Annotated in this window: 16 protein-coding genes; 6 read left to right on the top strand and 10 right to left on the bottom strand. The window is 69.2% G+C overall.

The features are described from left to right. Positions 1-45 precede the first annotated feature (45 nt). Complete coding sequence (locus TY25_RS08490; RefSeq protein ID WP_042255369.1) at positions 46-987, top strand: phosphotransferase; 942 nt, start codon at positions 46-48, stop codon at positions 985-987. A gap of 190 nt (positions 988-1177) precedes the next feature. Continuing rightward, positions 1178-1630 carry a hypothetical protein gene (locus tag TY25_RS08485; protein ID WP_042255368.1) on the top strand — a complete coding sequence of 151 codons (453 nt, stop codon included), beginning with the start codon at positions 1178-1180 and terminating at the stop codon, positions 1628-1630. Here the strand turns inward: TY25_RS08485 and TY25_RS08480 are convergent, their stop codons facing one another. Further along, positions 1631-2131 (bottom strand): hypothetical protein, encoded by a 501-nt coding sequence (locus TY25_RS08480; RefSeq protein ID WP_226887228.1) that lies wholly within the window; start codon positions 2129-2131, stop codon positions 1631-1633. 65 nt (positions 2132-2196) lie between these two features. Next, the gene (locus TY25_RS08475; RefSeq protein ID WP_042255366.1) at positions 2197-3576 is read right to left on the bottom strand and encodes an APC family permease; all 1380 of its coding nucleotides are present in this window, start codon (positions 3574-3576) and stop codon (positions 2197-2199) included. Between the two features lie 233 nt (positions 3577-3809). Between TY25_RS08475 and TY25_RS08470 the strand changes: the two genes are divergently transcribed. Together TY25_RS08470 and TY25_RS08465 are read left to right on the top strand one after the other, a co-directional pair. Next, positions 3810-4625: an ABC transporter permease gene (locus TY25_RS08470; RefSeq protein WP_042255365.1), complete on the top strand. Its 816-nt coding sequence runs from the start codon at positions 3810-3812 to the stop codon at positions 4623-4625. Further along, the gene (locus TY25_RS08465; RefSeq protein ID WP_042255364.1) at positions 4622-5443 is read left to right on the top strand and encodes an ABC transporter permease; all 822 of its coding nucleotides are present in this window, start codon (positions 4622-4624) and stop codon (positions 5441-5443) included. Before TY25_RS08470 ends, TY25_RS08465 begins: the two co-directional genes overlap by 4 nt. Here TY25_RS08465 and TY25_RS08460 read toward each other — a convergent pair whose 3' ends face one another. Beyond that, the gene (locus TY25_RS08460; RefSeq protein ID WP_042255363.1) at positions 5444-6304 is read right to left on the bottom strand and encodes a helix-turn-helix domain-containing protein; all 861 of its coding nucleotides are present in this window, start codon (positions 6302-6304) and stop codon (positions 5444-5446) included. Between the two features lie 178 nt (positions 6305-6482). Here TY25_RS08460 and TY25_RS08455 point away from each other — a divergent pair, with 178 nt between their 5' ends. Continuing rightward, a complete protein-coding gene (locus tag TY25_RS08455) occupies positions 6483-6908 on the top strand; it encodes a guanyl-specific ribonuclease (RefSeq protein ID WP_042255362.1) in 426 nt (141 codons plus the stop codon). Positions 6909-7379: 471 nt separating this feature from the next. Next, positions 7380-7736, top strand: a complete 357-nt coding sequence (locus tag TY25_RS08450; protein ID WP_029895816.1) for a DUF4254 domain-containing protein — start codon at positions 7380-7382, stop codon at positions 7734-7736. Positions 7737-7923: 187 nt separating this feature from the next. On the opposite strand, the gene TY25_RS08445 is transcribed toward TY25_RS08450, so the two are convergent. Genes TY25_RS08445 through TY25_RS08415 form a run of 7 tightly spaced genes read right to left on the bottom strand, consistent with a single transcriptional unit; the run spans position 7924 to position 16642 of the window. Next, positions 7924-11211, bottom strand: coding sequence for a hypothetical protein (locus TY25_RS08445; protein WP_042255361.1), 3288 nt, complete (start codon positions 11209-11211; stop codon positions 7924-7926). Positions 11212-11271: 60 nt separating this feature from the next. Next, positions 11272-11868 carry a DUF4126 domain-containing protein gene (locus tag TY25_RS08440; protein ID WP_042255360.1) on the bottom strand — a complete coding sequence of 199 codons (597 nt, stop codon included), beginning with the start codon at positions 11866-11868 and terminating at the stop codon, positions 11272-11274. A gap of 53 nt (positions 11869-11921) precedes the next feature. Further along, on the bottom strand, positions 11922-12719 hold the full coding sequence (locus TY25_RS08435; protein ID WP_042255359.1) for an ABC transporter permease: 798 nt from the start codon (positions 12717-12719) through the stop codon (positions 11922-11924). A gap of 3 nt (positions 12720-12722) precedes the next feature. After that, complete coding sequence (locus tag TY25_RS08430; RefSeq protein WP_042255358.1) at positions 12723-13622, bottom strand: 2-aminoethylphosphonate ABC transporter permease subunit; 900 nt, start codon at positions 13620-13622, stop codon at positions 12723-12725. Then, positions 13619-14794: an ABC transporter ATP-binding protein gene (locus TY25_RS08425; RefSeq protein ID WP_042255357.1), complete on the bottom strand. Its 1176-nt coding sequence runs from the start codon at positions 14792-14794 to the stop codon at positions 13619-13621. Before TY25_RS08425 ends, TY25_RS08430 begins: the two co-directional genes overlap by 4 nt. Before the next feature lie 28 nt (positions 14795-14822). Further along, positions 14823-15896 (bottom strand): 2-aminoethylphosphonate ABC transporter substrate-binding protein, encoded by a 1074-nt coding sequence (locus TY25_RS08420; protein WP_172595819.1) that lies wholly within the window; start codon positions 15894-15896, stop codon positions 14823-14825. A 56-nt stretch (positions 15897-15952) separates the two neighbouring features. Next, positions 15953-16642, bottom strand: a complete 690-nt coding sequence (locus TY25_RS08415) for a phosphonatase-like hydrolase (RefSeq protein WP_081868755.1) — start codon at positions 16640-16642, stop codon at positions 15953-15955. Positions 16643-16645: the final 3 nt, after the last annotated feature.

Raw genomic sequence — 16645 nt, 5'->3', positions numbered from 1 at the left:
ACTTATTCACTGGAGATCGGCGCGGCCACCCCACAGGATGTGGGCATGACCGGGATCGAGGAGGACACCGCCTTCCGGATCGACTGGGGGCAACTGCCGCACGAGGTCCGCGCGGGTATCGAGGAACGGCTCGGCGGCACGGTGCGGCGCGCCGTCGGCCAGCGTGGCGGATTCAGTCACGGACTTGCGGCCCGGGTGCGGTTGGCAAACGGCGCACGGGTTTTCGTGAAAGCGATCGACGCCGCGGACGATCTCGCGACGGCGTACCGGTCGGAGGCACGGACGGCGCTGTGTTTGCCGGAGCGGGTGCCGACGCCGCGGTGCCGGTTCGGCGAAGAGATCGCCGGCTGGTTCGTCGCGGCGTTCGACGAGGTCGAGGGCGCGCATCCGCGATTGGCCGAGCCGGGGGAGTCGGCCGATGTGCTGCGCACCATCGGACGGATGGCGCAGGTGCTGACACCGAACCCGGTACCGCATGTACCGACCATCGCGGACGCGCTGGGCTCGGCGTTCGTCGGGTGGCGCACCTTCGCCGAGCAGGGCCCGCCCACCGACTTGGACGACTGGTCGCTGCGGCACCTGGACCGGCTCGCCGAACTCGAAAAGACCTGGCTCGCAGCCGCTTCCGGGGAAACGCTGCTGCATACCGATCTGAGTCCGAGCAATCTGCTGCGGCGGGCGGACGCGGCGGTGCTCGTGGTCGACTGGGCGTGGGCGTGCCGGGGCGCGGCCTGGCTCGACCTGGTCCTGCTGGCGCCGTCGTTCGCGGCAGCCGGGGTCGACCCCGACCCGATCATCGCGACCCACCCGGTCACCGCCGCGGTCGATCCGGGGGCCGTCGATGCGGTGGTCTGTGCGATGGGTGGATACTGGGCCACCAACTCACGCAAGCCCGTGATACCGAGTTCGCCGAAGCTGCGCACGCATCAACGACGTTTCGCCGGACTTGCCCGGGATTGGCTGCGACGGCGCGTCGGTTGGGCATAGCCCCAGGAAATTACTTCCGAGTGGCAGATTAAGGTGTGGTCACTCAGAGTTAGCCGAAGCCCGGTGCACGTGCGGCCGACTGGTGGGGAGCTGGGCGAATGCTGCGTGTCGGACCGACGGAAGTGGGTGAAAACGACGTGGAGGGGGGCACTCTCGTTCACGCTATCGATGTGTGTCAGGCGCCGCTGACGTGAACCGTTCGGGTAACGACCGGGTCATCCCCGGCAAGTACCTGCTGCTGGCGGCGCTGCGGGGGTTTCCGCACGCGGACCACCCGATGCTGGAGGCCGCCGGTGAGCTGGCGCAGCTGCATCTGGCGCGCGAACGCACCCCGGCCGCCGAGTCGATCAAGATCGAGCGGCGGCGGATCCAGCTGGTGCGCACCATCGATCGCTGGGTCACCCTGGCCACGCCGGTCCCGGAACTCGCCGCGGTCGAACATCCCGAAACGGTCGGCCGGCTGGTGGATCGACTCGCCGAGATGACCGCGCAGGCGAGCACCGCACTGACCTATGCCCCGGAACCCGTCTTCTACGACGCGTGGGTGCGCATCGAAGCGCTGGCCGCCGGCTACCAGCAGCTGGTCGAGGACCTGCGCCACGGCATCCGCCGCTTACCGGACGATCCCTACGACGACCGGTGACTACCGGCCGCGGCCGAACAACCGGAACGAGCGAGCCCGCCGCCGCGGCAACATCGCGTAGACCATCGTCATATCGGCGAACACCTCCGCCTCGCGTTCGCGATCCTCGCCGAAATCGCGGCGGCCCAGCACATGTTTGATCGATCGCGGTGACATCGCCGGCAGCAGCACCGCCAGCGACGGCGGCAACGGATCGGTGCGGGCCGGCTCCTGCTCGCCGTGGCCGAGCAGCATGTGCCCCACCTCGTGCAGGACGATGTGGTCGGCGTTGCGTCCGGTCGCGTCGCCGTCGTAGACGATGATGTCGTCGTGCGTGCGCGCGACCCACAGACCCCCGGCGCCGCAACCGATCTCGTGCAGCAACGCCTTCGGCGCGGTGTGCAGGGTGATGGAGCGCCCCCGGTGCGCGGCGACGGCGGCGAGGTACGCGGACAGATCCCACGGGTTGGGGAGGGGCACGGTTCGGGTGGCATCACCGAAACGAGCGTCCATGCTGGTCATCTCGGCACACATTACCCACCGGTTCGCCTCGCGTCACCCGCTGATCCGGGCCGTCGGATCGGCCACTACGCGGACGGTTCCGCGGTGGACGGTTCGGCGTGCAGACGCTTGATCGCGAAGTGGTTCACACCCCAGAGCACGACGCCGATACCGAGCAGCATGCCGGCGATCACGTACTGCTGCGGATTGCGATCGGTGAACGGTGTCACCAGGAAGCCGCACGTCAGCGCGCCGATGACGGGTAGCGCGGTCGGCGTCCGGAAATGCTCGTGCGAGACCGGATCTCGCCGCAACACCAGAACGGCGACGTTGACCACGGTGAACACCGCGAGCAGCAGCAGTGCCGTGGTCCCGCCGAGTTCGGGCACCTCGCCGACGAACGCGATCAGTCCGAGCGCGAGCAAGGTGGTGAACAGGATCGCCACGAACGGCGTGCGCCGCCCCGAGTGGACGCGGCCCAGCTGCCGAGGCAGCACGCCCTGCCTGGCCATGCCGTAGAGCAGGCGACTGGCCATCAGCATGTTGATCAGCGCGGTGTTCGCCACGGCGATCATGCTGATGTAGGCGAAGACATGGGTCGGAAACGCCGGTGCGCCGACCTTCACCACCTGCAACAGCGGGGTGTCGCCCTGCCCGAGCTCGGCGATCGGCACCAGGGCCACCGCGGTGATGGACACCAGCACGTAGATGAGCGCGGTGATGGCGAGGCCGGCCAGCAGCACCTTCGGGAAGATCCGGCTCGGCTGCTTGCACTCCTCGGCCATGTTGACCGAGTCCTCGAAACCGACCATGGCGTAGAACGCCAGGGTGGTGGCCGCGATGACGCCGCCGACGGCGGTCCGGTCGCCGGTCTCGAATTCGGTGATCCGGCTGAAATCGCCGTCCCCGACGCCGAGCGCCCAGCAGCCGATCCCGATGACGATCAGCAGGCCGGTCAGCTCGATGCAGGTGAGCACCACGTTCAGCTTCACGCCCTCGCTGACGCCGCGCAGGTTGATCGCGGCGACGAGGAGCATGAAGCCGAGCGCGATCAGCGTGATCACCGCGCCCGGGCCGAGGTCGAGATCGAAGGCCGCGGAGAAGTTGGCGCCGAAGGCCCGGGAGGCTGTCGCCGCCGAGGTGATACCGGAACTCATCACCGCGAACGCCACCATGAAGGTGAAGAACTGGATGCCGAAAGCCTTGTGGGTATAGAGGGCCGCGCCCGCCGCGTGCGGATATTTGGTGACCAGTTCCAGATAGCTCATCGCCGTGACCAGGGCGACCAGGAACGAGACCACGAACGGCACCCAGACCGCGCCACCCACTTCGTTCGCGACTTTGCCGGTGAGCGCGTAAATCGACGACCCGAGAATATCGCCCACCACGAACAGCAGCAGCAAGCCCGGGCCCATCACCCGTTTCAGCTCCGGCTCGGCGGCCCGCTCAGCGGTTGTGTCGGCCATGGTTCCCCTCCCGGTCTCTGTGTGACAGATGGATGAAGTACCCAGAACCAGGTGAAAATAGTCGACCGAATGCGGCTTTCGCCGCAACCTGGCCCGGTTGGTGAACCGGATCGCCCGCTGTCTCGGTATCCATAGACAACCGTCCGCGACATGCGGACCGGGGCGGGTTCCCCGGGAACCGGTGCGGTTGTCCGCAGGATGAGAGGGTGCGGTCGCAGGATGAGAGCGTGCGAATGAGCCTGCCCACCGTGGCGCCGCGGCCGCGGTTCGGCGCGGTGGCGCAGTGGTGGGTGCTGACCTGCCGGTTGGTGCGGCCGTCATGGCGCAACGGCGAGCTGATCACTGCGGTCGTCGCGCCCACGGTGTTCACCCTCGGGTTCTATGTGCCGCTGAACCTGGTGATGAGCGGATACGGGCACGGACTCAGCAGTTACGCGCAGTTCCTGCTGCCGATGATCGTGATGCAGGCGGTGGCGTTCTGCGCGACCTCGGCCGCGTTCCGGGCCGCGACCGATGCTCGAGACGGGCTCACCGTGCGGTTCGGGTCGCTGCCGATGCCGTCCGCGGTGCCGTTGGCCGCACGGACCGCCGCGGCGCTGTATCGTGCCGCCGTCTCGCTGGCCGTCGCTCTGGTATGCGGCTGGGCGATCGGCGTGCGCTTCTACGGAAGCCGGCTGGAGACGGCAGGTTTCGTCGCTTTCGTGCTGCTGGTGGCGTTGGCGCTCACCCTCGGCGCCGACCTGATCGGCAGTATCGTCGCCAAGCCCGAGGCGATCTCGCAGGCGCTGATCTTCCCGCAGCTCGTTCTCGGCCTGGTGTCCACGGGTCTGGCACCGGCTCACCAATTCCCCTCCTGGCTGCAAGGATTCGCGCGCAACCAGCCCGTGTCCCAGTTCGTCTACGCGATGCGCGCGCTGGCCGGTGACCCGAGCGGCAACGCCGGTGTCGTGAGCCGGCCGGTGCTCGGGCCCGGATTGGCTTGGGCGGTAGGCCTTTTCCTGGTGTTCGGTGGGCTCGGTGCCGTGGTCGCCAGGCGGAGGTCGGGATGACCGGAACTCGCGCTGCCGCGGCATTGCCGGTGGTGTCCGGACGGACCGAGAGCTGGCGACTGCTGGTGCCGCAGACCGTCATCCAGACGCGGCGGTTGCTGCTGCGCTGGGGGCGTGATCCGTTGACGACGGTGCAGTCGCTGGTGTTCCCGGCGCTGCTGCTGATCGTGTTGAACACCGTGCTCGGCAAGCAGATCTCGATCTTCGCCGGTGCCAGTGCGCTGTACGGTTCGGTGCCGATGGTGGCCCTGGTGGGGGTGATGTCCGGTTCGCTGGCCGGCGCGATCACGCTGGGCCGGGAGCGCGACCAGGGACTGCTGGCCCGGCTCTGGGTGCTGCCGGTGCACCGGGCGTCCGGCTTGGCGTCCCGGATCGTCGCCGAAGCGGTACGAATCCTGGTGTGCACCACCGTGTTGTTCACCGTGGGAGTCCTGCTCGGGTTTCGCTTCGAGCAGGGCGTCCTGGCCGGGCTCGCGCTGTTCGGCGTGCCGCTGCTCTACGGGCTGGGCTTCGCGACACTGGTCACCGCCGTCGCCGTGTGCACCGCGAAAGCCGCTTTGGTGGAGGCGGTTTCGCTCGGCTCGTCGCTGATGATGTTCTTCAGCACGGGTTTCGCGCCGCTGAGCGCGTATCCGCGCTGGGCGCAGCCGATCGTCGCGCATCAACCGATGACCCATGCGATCGACGCGATGCGCGGGTTGTCCCTCGGCGGGGCGGTCCGGGCGCCGCTGCTCGCCACGGTGGCGTGGTCGGTGGGGGCGATCGTGCTGTTCGCGGTGCCTGCGGCCGTCGGCTACCGCCGGGCCAGCCGCGCCTAGTCAGCCCATCTTGCCCGCGGCGTCGGTGATCATCGCCGCGGAATCGCGAGGGCTCAGGGCCATGGCACGCAACTGGTCGAAGATCACGCCGAAGCGCCGGATCTCGGGATGGCCCTCGATCAGTTCGTCGCCCGCGATGCCCTCCACGTAGACCAGTTCCGGATCGGCCGGGTCGTGGAAGTCGAGCAGCGTGAACGAGCCCGCCATCCCGGGGTGGGCGCCCGCGTCGAACGGCAGGATCTGCAGAATCACGTTCTTGCGCTTGGTTTCCTGGAGCAGCCGGTCCAGCTGGCCGCGCATCACCGCGGGCCCGCCGACGGTACGCCGGATCGCCGCCTCGTCCATCACCACCCACAGCTCGAGCGGTTCCTCTTTGGTGAGGTTGGCGGCGCGGTCCATCCTGGCGCGGGCACGGTCCTCCATCACCGACGCCTCCACCTTCGGCATCGAGGTGTCGATCACCGCGGTCGCGTACTCCATGGTCTGTAGTAGTCCAGGAATGGTGGAGGTCTGGTAGTGCCGCGCGGACAGCGCCTCGGCCTCGAAGTTGATGTAGGCCGCGTAGACCTCGGAGACGCTGCCCTCGTAAGCCCGCGACATACCGGGCTTGAGTGCGTCCGACAGTAGTTCGCTGGCGTCCTCGCGCTGCTCCTCGCTCACGCCGTACAGGTCGAGCATCGCCTGCAGGGTGCGCCGTTGCGGCCGAGCCTGCGCGGTCTCGATCCGATACAGCGTGGTGACGTTGATGCCGGTTTTCGCGCTGACCTCTTCTTTGCTGAGCCCGGCGTGTTCGCGCATCTCGTGCAGCATCGCGGCCAATCTGCGCAATCGCACGGTCAGGACGGTGCGCTTGCCTGCCATGACAACATCCCTCCGATGTGCGCCAGCGAAAATCAGAGCGTACCCCGTTCCATGCTGCGCGGAACCGAGGTTTGCGGGCACACATGACATTTCATGCCCGCCCTCGGCACCCCAATCTTCACCGCACGGAAACCTGCGGAAACCTGGTGTTCGGCTCGGGGCAGTAGGTTCTGCGCCTATGATTGGGGTGGCATCGATAGCGAAGCGTGTCGGGATCACCGTTGCCGCGCTGGTGGCGGGCCTGACCTTGGTGCTCGGGTTGTCGACGGGTGCGCAACAAGCGGCACGGCCGATGCCGGCCGACTCGATCACGCTGGTCGGAGCCAGCGTTCCGCAGCGAGCCTGGGACACGCTCGCACGCATCGACGCGGGCACCTGGCCGCCGGACGACGGCTCCGGCACCAAAGGCGGCGGCACCTGGCAGAACCGCGACGGCACCCTGCCGCGCGCCGACGCGGCGGGCAAGACGATCGCGTACCGGGAGTGGGACGTCAACATCAAACAGCCCGGGCACAACCGCGATGCCGAGCGAATAGTCACCGGCAGCGATCACTCCGCCTGGTACACAGGCGATCACTACGCGACTTTCACCAGGATGCGTTGAACGCCGATTCCACTTCTCGGTTCCCGGCACGGGCTCGAAAGCTGCGGCTTTCGAGCCCGTTTTGTCTCCGTTCCGAGACGAACCGGTCGGTAGCTCACGATTGCGCGACCGTAGCCAGGCCGATCGGTCTGCTAGTCGAAATCGCTGGTCCCGGCGCTGCCGGTGCTGGCCCTAAGTTGTTGCGGCAGTGCAGTGATGGGCAGTGAAACGGCGTTAGGACACAGTTGGTGCAGCAATGCGGACGCACTCTTGCGTTCTTGCATCTGTAAGAGCATGATCCAGCTAGCCTAGTTGTGAACAACCGATCCGATGACCGGGATAACCGAATCGAGAGCCAATTATGTTGGTACAAAGCGCGTTGGTGTCGGGTGAAGTCGGGGTGGAGGCATGAGTGCGCCAACGGTGGGGGTACTGCCGACTGCTCCGCAATTGTTGTGTGCCTTTCAGGGGCGCCGTTTCCAGGACCGGGAAATGCTGCGCTCGGCACATGCGCTCGCCGAGCTACACGCCCGGCGGCGACAGGTCGGAGACTCCGCTCTGATCATCGAAATCGACTGCCGCAGAAGCGAACTGGTAGACGACATCAATGACTGGATCGGCAAGGAGATACCCCAGCATCGCAATGGCGCGTCGCTGCACACCGAAAGCCTCGGCGCGGTGGTGGATCGAATGGCCCGCAGCTGGGTGGACGCCAATCAAGCCATCGACACCGAGGGTGCGCGCAGCGACAATACCCATAAACATTGGTATCACTTGGCCGAACTCGTTGACGGGTACACTGATTTGGTAACCGACGTGGCCGGTGGCCGTCGTCGATTGCCTTCGTGAAAGTGACGCTCGGACCCGACGGCGTCACAGCCCTATAGGCGACGTGCCGGGCGCAATCATCCGACCAGTGATTTCGCCCGGGCATTCACGTTGTCGCACAGTGACGGCGGGCGCAACGGGGCGCCTCGCCCGGCGTGCCGCGTGGTCGACTGGCGCGGCACGCCCGCTGAAAACCCGCCCTCCGCAATCACTCCGCAACGGTGAAGACCTCGTGCGCGGCGAACCGCACATCCTCCTGCTCGTGCGACCGCATTCGGGCGAGTAGTTCGGCCCAGTCCGCGGTCCAGCCGAAGTGCGTGCCGCACTGCGAGATCAACGTCAGCGCACACAGGGCCGCCGCGGTCGAGTCGGCGGATACCGCCCGTACCACCGCTGCCATGGTGTCCGCGTCAACGACATTCGGTGCGGCCGCCAGCCGGGACCGCAGCCGTTGCGCCGGGTAGGTCAGCAGTGCGCCGTGCGCGTGCGCACACGCCTGCCGGATGGCCAGCACCCCGGAATCCGCTTCGGCCCACTGGATCCGGGTGAGCCGCAGATCGATGGCCGCACGTTGCCAGCCGGGCTCGTGCGCGAGCCGGGTGGCGACGGTCGCGGCGATCGTGCGCGCCTGCTCCGAGCTCTCGGCGGCGATGGCCAGCGCGTCGAGTAAGGTCGAGAGTCGCTGGCGTGCAGGCAGATCACGATCGGCCGACACCAGGTCCGCCGAGGCGAGCAGCCGATCGACGGCCGCCGGAATGCGCGGGTGGAAGCCGCCGTGCACGAGCACGGGCACCACCTGCCGCCACAACCCGACCTCGCCGAGGTCGGTCAGCCTGCGCACCAGGAGGTCGCCGGTGTCGGCGGGCGCCCAGCGGTGCCAGGTACCCAGTACTCGCAGCGCGGTTCCGGCGAGCGCGGTATCCGGGTCGGCGGCCACCGTGTGGACGAGTTCGGCCATGCGATGCCGCTGCACGATCGGAAGCTCGCCGGGGGTGAGCGCCAGCACCTCGCTCGCCACCTCGGGCAGCCGTACGGCCGCGTCCAGGATCTGCCATGCCTCCTCGTGCCGCAGCAGCCAACGGCAGCCGAAGACGATGGCGCGCCGCACGTCTCGGTGCTGTTCCGGGCGATCCCAGAGCGCTCGCAGCGTGGGCATCGCGGCCGGCGCGTGCAACGTCGCCAGCAGACGCACGCCCTCTTTCACGGAGGTGACCTTCGCGGAGTCCAGCAGTGGTCGCAAGGCCACCGCGAGCCGGTCGGGGGCGATGCTCCTGGCGCGGGAAGCCATGCCGCTCACCGCGACCCGGGCGCGGTCGCCGGTCACGTAGCGGCCGAGTACATCGATGGCGGCCGCGGCCGGATCGCTGCGGCCGAGCGCGGTGAGCGCGGCCTCGGCCACCGTGAGTTCCGGGTCGTCCGGATAGCCGCGCAGGCGGGCGACGCTCTCGGGTAGGCGACCCAGACGCTGTATCGCCCAAGCCTTCTCCCACGGCGCGGTCTGCTTCGACCGCACCAGCGCGGTGAGCGCTCGGGCGTACAGTTCGACCTGTCGTGGCGTCCATCCCCCGAATCCCGTCGAAAAGTCCGGCACCATGCGCACTTTGGGCGAACCGAAGCGGCCCGGGTTCGCCCCGGCGAGGACCAGGCCGAGGAGGTCGGTGCGGCGCGTCGCGATCAACTGCCGCACCCGCGGCAGCGCGATGAGGGAACGGTCACGGTGCAGCAGGACGGCCAGGTGCTCGTCGCGGGTGGCCGGGTTCGCCAGCACCAGATCGACGGCGGTACGGATGACGTGGTCGTCGCGCGCGCCGCAGGCGCGTAAGAGCAACTGCTGCAACGCCGGTACCTGCCAGGCGCGCCGGTCCAGGCCCTGGGCCAGGCGCAAAGTGAGATCCCACTCGTCGCGGGCGGCGGCGCTGTCGAGCCGGGGGCGCAGGGTATCGAAGACGCGGTGGTCCGCGCCGCGCGGCAGGTCCCGGTGCAGCCGCCACAGCGGTACCGAACTCTCGTGTGCGGCAAGGCTTTCGATAATGCGTAAGGCCGCGCTCGCGAAGGCGGTGTCGCCGGTGCGGGCTCCGTGCACGAGCAGCGTGCGGGCGATCCGGCCGACGCCGTCGATGGTCGCGGACGACCGGTCCCGTGCCTGTACGGCATCGGCGGTCAGCATTTCCAGCGCGGGCAGGTGGGCACTGCGCAACAGCGTGGGCGGGATCCGGCCGATCGCCTGTAACGCGATGCGCCGCACCGGGTCCTGCTCGTTGCGCAGTCGGCGCAGCAGGTCGAGCAGCGCGCCGACCGCTGCGGGATCGCGGCTGCCGATCGCGGCGGTCACCAGCAGCGGATAGGCCTGCGCGCGCTCCTCGGCCGTCGGCCGGCGAATGCTCTCGCGTAGTGCGGGTTCGGCCTCGTCCCACGGCAGGCGGGCGATCAAGCGCTCGCGGACGGCTCGGACCTCGGTGCCGCCGTGCTTGGTGAGCAGCAGCCGGGCGAGCGCCGTCCGCTCGTCTCGGGGCAGCTGGTCCAGCGCGTCGAGATCGGCCCGCGCGGGATCGGTGCCGGGCCGGATGAACACCTGGATCACCGCGGCCCGCCGCGCCGGTGCCAGCGTGCGCAGGAAGGCCCGTCGCTGGTGGTCCGGGTAGGCGGCGCACAAGGCGATCAGCCGGTCGTCCGGTAGTTCGCGCAACGCGGTGAACAGGGCACGTCCGGTCAGACCGGAGCCGCGCCCACTCGGATGCAGGATCAAAGCGCCGACCGCGTCCACGTCGTGCCTGGCCAGCGCGCCGACGATACGGTGCAGTCCGGTGAGCGGCACATACCGGACCGCGCGGGCGGCGAGGGCGAGCAGCCGGTCCGGGTGGCGTAGTGCGCCGGTGTCGGCGCCCGCGGCGACCCACGGCCACAGGTGCGGCCACTCCGCTTCCCCGGCCAGCGCGGCGAGGCCCTCCAGATAACTGAGCACGAGATCGGAGTGTTTGCGGTGCAGCGTGCGCCAATTCGACGTGGCGTAGTCGAGCCGTGGCAGGTATTCGGCGACCACCGCCGCGGAACAGTACGGCAGGATATGCGCCGCCTCGGTATCGCCGAAATGCGTTCTGATCTCGGGCAATAGCGCATCGGCCGGCTCGGGGCCTGCCGAACGACGCCCGATCGCGCGAAACAGCGTGCGCCGGACGCGCTGCGGCAATCGCGGCACCCGGGCGACCAGTTCCGCCGGGGCGATGCCGATGCGCACCAGCCCGGCGAGTGCGCGGCAGCCGAATTCCGCTTCCGCCGAATCGAGTTGAGCGAGCAGGTGGGCGTGGTCGGCGGCGACCGTGGCCAGCTGGATGGCGAGGACGCGCTCGTAGTGGCCGCGCGCCCCGAGGTCGCCGAGCAGTGCGCCGAACTCGGGTGTGCCGCTCAGGCGCAAGGCCGTGGCGGCGATCGCGCGCCTGCGCTGCGGCGCGGCCAGCGGTTCGAGGTCCTTCAGGAGTTTTGTCGCCGGTGCTGCCATGGTTCGACGGCCCGCCTTTCGGATACCGCTGGGTGGGAGCTGACGAGGTACGCGGGGCAATCAGGTCGCGGGCACGTGCCGCGCCGCCCTGCGTTCCCGGCGGCGGCGCAGATAGCGGCGGATGCGGGTGGCGAGGAAGGCCACCACGACCGAACCGAGCACGAGCAGCACGCCCGCGATGATCGCCGCCGGGATCGGATGGAAGATCGCCAGCGTGACGATCCCGGCGACCGCGGTGTCCTCCGCGGTGCTCGCCACGACGTTGCTGACCGGCTCCGGCGAGGTGTTGATCGCCATCCGCGTGCCCGCCTTGACCAGATGACTGGCCAGCGCGCTGAAGCCACCGACCGCGCCGGCCGCCAGCTCCGGCAGCGAACCGTCCTGTCCGGCAATCAAAGCCGCCACCACCGCGCCCGAGAGGGGCCGCACCACGGTGTGGAACGCATCCCAGAACGAGTCCAGGTACGGGATCTTGTCCGCCACCGCTTCGATCAGGAACAGCACCGCGGCGGCGATCAGCACATCGGTCCGCTGCAGCGCCGCGGGCACCGAATCGGCGAGGCCGGTGCGCCCGAAGAGGCCGAGCAGCAGGACGACGGCGTACGCGTTCACCCCGCTCGCCCAGCCCGCGGTGAAGATCAACGGAAGTGCGGTCACCTCGCCATCCTAGGTCGGCCGGCGCGCACCGGCCGGGACCAACGCGGGCCGGGTCAGCGCAGGGTCGCGCGGCTGCGGATCCGTCCGAGCAGGATCAGCGCCACCAGGGTGGTCAGCACGAGCAGGGTGGTGCTCGCCGCGGCGTCGAAGACCTCGCCGCGATCGGTCTGGGCGAAGATGCCGACCGGCAGCGTCTTCCAGGTGGCCGGGTACACCATGATGGTGGCGCCGAGTTCGCCCATCGACAGCGCGACGGCCAGGCCCGCGGCCGCGCCGAGGGCGGGCAGCAGCAAGGGCAACGTCACCTGGAACAGAACCCTGGCCGGTCCCGCGCCCAGCGATTCGGCGGCTTGCCGGTAGCCGGGGTCGATCCGGTCCAACGCGGCCGATACCGCACTGAACGCGTACGCCAGCACCAGCACCGAATGCGCCAGGATGACAATCCATTTCGTGCCGCCGAGCAGGAGGGGCCGCTCGTTGAACGCGATCAGCACGCCGAGGCCGATGGCGACCGACGGGACCGCGACCGGCAGATGGAACACGGCATCGGTCCAGCGCCGCCACCAGCCGGGCGCCTCGCGCGCCGCCAGCGCCGCCCAGGTGCCGAGCACCAGCGAGAAGGCGCCGGCCAGCAGCGCGGTCTGCAGACTCACCGAGAGACTGGCCGCCTGCTCGCCGGACAGCGCCCGCCCGAAGTTGGCGAAGCCGAGGTCCGCGGGCAGCGGGCCGGTCCAGCTGCCCGCCAGCGCGGCCGCCGCCACCGTCGCGATCGGGGCGAGGAACACCACGAGCACGACGAGCGCGAACGCCGCGAGCACGACGGCTCTGCCTTTTTTCGTCCACACCAGCATGTTTCAGTCCTTTTTCGCGGCGGCACCGGTGAACCGCGCGAACACGAGCCGGTAGCCGATGTAGAGCGTGAGCGACAACAGCACCTGTACCGAGGCGAGGACCGCGGCGCCGGGCAGGTCGAACGTGACGATGCCGCGCGTGTAGATCAGCGCGGGCAGCGTCAGCACGCCCTTCGCGCCGGTGAACAGCACGATGCCGAACTCGTTGAGCGTCAACAGCAGAACCAGGCTGCCGCCCGCCGCCAGCGCGGGCCAGGCCTCCGGGAGCACCACCTGACGCAGGACGCGCCACGGCGAAGCGCCCAGGCTCGCGGCGACATCGAGTTGTTCCCGCGGCAACTGCGCGAACGCGGCCAGCAGCGGACGCACCACGAACGGGGTGAAGAACGTGATCTCGGCGAGGATTACGCCGAGCGGGGTGGTGAGGAAGTCCAGTGCCGGCTCGGTGCCCCCGGTCAGCTCGGCGATCAGCGCGTTCACCGCGCCCGCGGTGCCGTAGAGGAACGTGAAAGCCAGCGTGATCAGGAACGAGGGCAGCGTCAGCACGGTATCGATGAGCCGGCCCACCACGGGCGCGCCGGGAAACGGCACGAAGGCGAGCACGATGGCCAGGAAGGTGCCGAGCACCAGGCACCCGGCGGTGGACACGACCGCGATGGACACCGTGCGCCACAACGCGTTCCGGAACGATTCGGAACCGAGCACGTCCGACCACACCGCGGCGCCCCGGCCGGACGGCGTCACGGTCGACTCGGCGAGTACCCGGACGATCGGGTACACCGCGATGCCCAGCACCACCAGCATCGGCGGCAGACTCCAGAGCACCGGTTTCCAGTTGCGTTGCCGCACGGGGCGTTGCGGGCTCAGTTCGGTGATCGGTTCGAGCAGCGCGGGTGTGCTCATGCGTCCGCCCCCACCGCGCGGGGGATGAGGACACCGGCCGGGTCGGGGAAGCGGACCCCGACGACCGAGCCGACCGCCGTCTCCACGTGGCCGGGAACGTCGGCGGTGACCGCGTCGGCCAGCCCTTCGATGGCGAGGTGCAAGCGGGTCGAGGCACCACGCCAGACCGCGGTGGTCACCGTGCCGTGCAGCGCGTCTCGTTCGGCGGTGGCGCCGATCCGGATGGTGTGCGGGCGCACACACAGCAGCGCGGGCGAGTCCGGAGCCCAATTCTGCTGACCGACACCGGGTGTGGGCGCTTCCGCCCGCAGCGTCCGGGTGCCGACAGTGACCAGGGCCGCGCCGCCGGACACCCGGTTCACGGTGCAGGACAGCAGGTTCGCTCCGCCGAGGAAGGCGGCGGTGAAATCGGAAGGCGGGCGACGCCAAAGGTTTTCGGCGGTATCGAGGTCGACCAGGCGGGCATCGCGCATGACCGCGATGCGATCGGCCAAGGCGAGCGCCTCGGTTTGGTCGTGGGTCACATACAGCATGGCCGTCTCCGGCAGCGCGGCCCGCAACTGCTGTAACTCGCCGAGCATGGATTGGCGCAGCTGGGCGTCTAGCGCGGCGAGCGGCTCGTCGAGCAGCAACACTTTGGGCCGGATGGCCAGCGCCCTGGCGATCGCCACCCGCTGCTGCTGCCCGCCGGACAGTTCCCGGGGCAGGCGCTTGGCATAGGCCCCCATGCCGACCATGTCCAGCGCCTCGGTGACCCGCGCGCTGATCTCCTTGCGCGCCACGCGCTGTGCCTTCAGCCCGAAGGACACATTGCCGTGCACGGTCATATGCGGGAACAGTGCGTACGACTGCACGACGACGCCGATCCCGCGCTTGGCCGGGGAGAGTTCGGTGACGTCGCGACCGGCCAGCCGGACCGCGCCCGAGGTCGGCCGGACGAAACCGGCCAAGGCTTTGAGCGCCGTCGACTTCCCCGAACCGCTGGGTCCCAGCAGGGCGACCGTCTCACCCGCGGCGACGCGCAAAGTGAAATCGGCCAGTGCGACAGTGGTTTTACGGCCGCTGCGATAGCTGACGCCGACCCGATCGAATACGATCGCCAGTTCGGCGCCGGGCCGCGTCCCGGTCAAGGCTGAGGTGGATGACTTGGTCCGCGCGTCACCGGTGGACATGATCGACTCCCTTGTGCGCTAGCGCTTTTCAGCTACCGGTGGCCTTCTGGTACGCGGCGAGGTCGCCGTCCAGATCCGTGAGCACCTTGGTCCAGTCGACCGGCAGCAGCTCGACACCCTGCAACACCGAACTCGGCGACGGGCCCGAACCGGCGGCCGGGGTCTCGCGCAGTTCGGCCCGCGCGGGCACCGCGAAAGCGTCTGTGCCGAGCGACTTCTGCGCCTGCGCCGAGAGCAGGAAGTCCATCAGCTTCTTGGCGTCGGCCTGATGCGGCGCACCCTTGGCCAGGCCCATCACGTACGGCACCGCGACGGTCGACTTCTTGCCGTCGGCCGCGGCCGGGAAGAACACGCTGAACTTCGAGCCCTTCTCCTTGATGGTGGTCAGGTTCATCTGCACGTCGCCGTTGGCGATGCTCAGCTCGCCCTTGTCGACCTTGGCCTGCAGCTTGCCGGTGGACGAGGACGGCCCGACATTGTTGGCCTGCAACTTGGCCAGATAGTCGAGCGCGCCCTGCTTGCCGAGCAACTTCTGCAACAGGATCAGGACCGCGGTGCCGTCACCGGCCTGGCCGGGCGTCGAATACTGCAGCTTGCCTTTGAATTCCGGCTGCAGCAGGTCGTCCCAGGTGAGTGCCTTCGCGTCGACCGCGGGGTTGGCGATGAAGCACAGGTAGTTGTTCGCCAGCGTGACGTACTTACCTTCGGCGTCCTTGTCCGCGGCCGGGACGGCGCTGGTGTCCACGCCGCTGTCCTGCAGCAGCCCAGCGGCTTTCGCCTTCTGGATGAACGGCGGCAGGGTGACGACGACATCGGCCTGCGGGTTGGCCTGCTCCTTGTCGACCCGGTTGACGACCTCGCCCGAGCCGGCCTCGACCAGGTTGACCGCGATGCCGGTCTGCTTCTCGAACTCGGCGAACTGGTTCTGGTACCAGCTGCCTACGCCGTCGGCGGAATAGACCGTGACGGTCTTACCGCTCGCGCTGTCCGTACCGGTGCCGCCGCAGGCCGCGGTGGCCGCGACGGTGGTGACGGCCGCGACGAGCAGCGCGGCCCGGGACCGGCGGCGTGCGAGGCGGGTCTGCGTGTTGGAAGTACGCACGTGACTACAACTTTCGGTTCGTGAGGGTGTCGGAGTCGAAGGAATGGACGGGCCGGTCAGGAGTGTTCGGCCAGGATCAGTTCGGCGAATTCGACGACCGAGGGCACCACGTGGGTGGCGCCCGCCGCGCGCAGCTGTGCCTCGTCGTGCGCGCCGGTGAGCGTGCCCGCGACGATCTGTGCGCCCGCGGCCAGGCCGGTGGCGATATCGCTGGTCGTATCGCCCAGTACCGCAACCCGATCCACCGCATCGGCCTGCAGGCGCAGCAGTGCGGTGAGTACCAGGTCGGGGTAGGGGCGTCCGCGTCCGGCGTCGGCGGGCGCCAGTGTCAGGTCGGCGATGTCGTGCCAGCCGAGCGCGTGCAGCAGGCGGTCCTGGGTCGAGCGACTGAAGCCGGTGGTGAGCGCGACCTTGACGCCTGCGCCGCGCAGCTTGCCGATCGCCGTGGCGGCACCGGGAATCGGGGTGATCGCGACCTCGTCGATCTGCGCCTCGTACGCGGCCTCGAAGGTCAGGTTGGCTCGCTGCGCGCGGTCCTCGTCGCCGAGCAGCGCGCGGAACACGGCGATCTTGGACTGGCCCATGGTGTCGAGCACATAGGTGCGGGCCGCCTCGCGCTCCGGCCCCTCTGCCGCGATGCCTGCCGCCGTGGCGGCCGCCTCGAAGGCGCGCAGCACCAAGCCGCCGTCGGCCACGGTGGTGCCCGCCATGTCCAGCACGGCCAGTTGAATAGTGTTGTCCGACAAGGT

The sequence above is a fragment of the Nocardia brasiliensis NBRC 14402 genome (assembly GCF_000308475.2).
Lineage (GTDB): Bacteria > Actinomycetota > Actinomycetes > Mycobacteriales > Mycobacteriaceae > Nocardia > Nocardia brasiliensis.
Note: the sequence above shows the minus strand (reverse complement) of the source record. Positions and strands in the feature narration are given on the sequence as shown.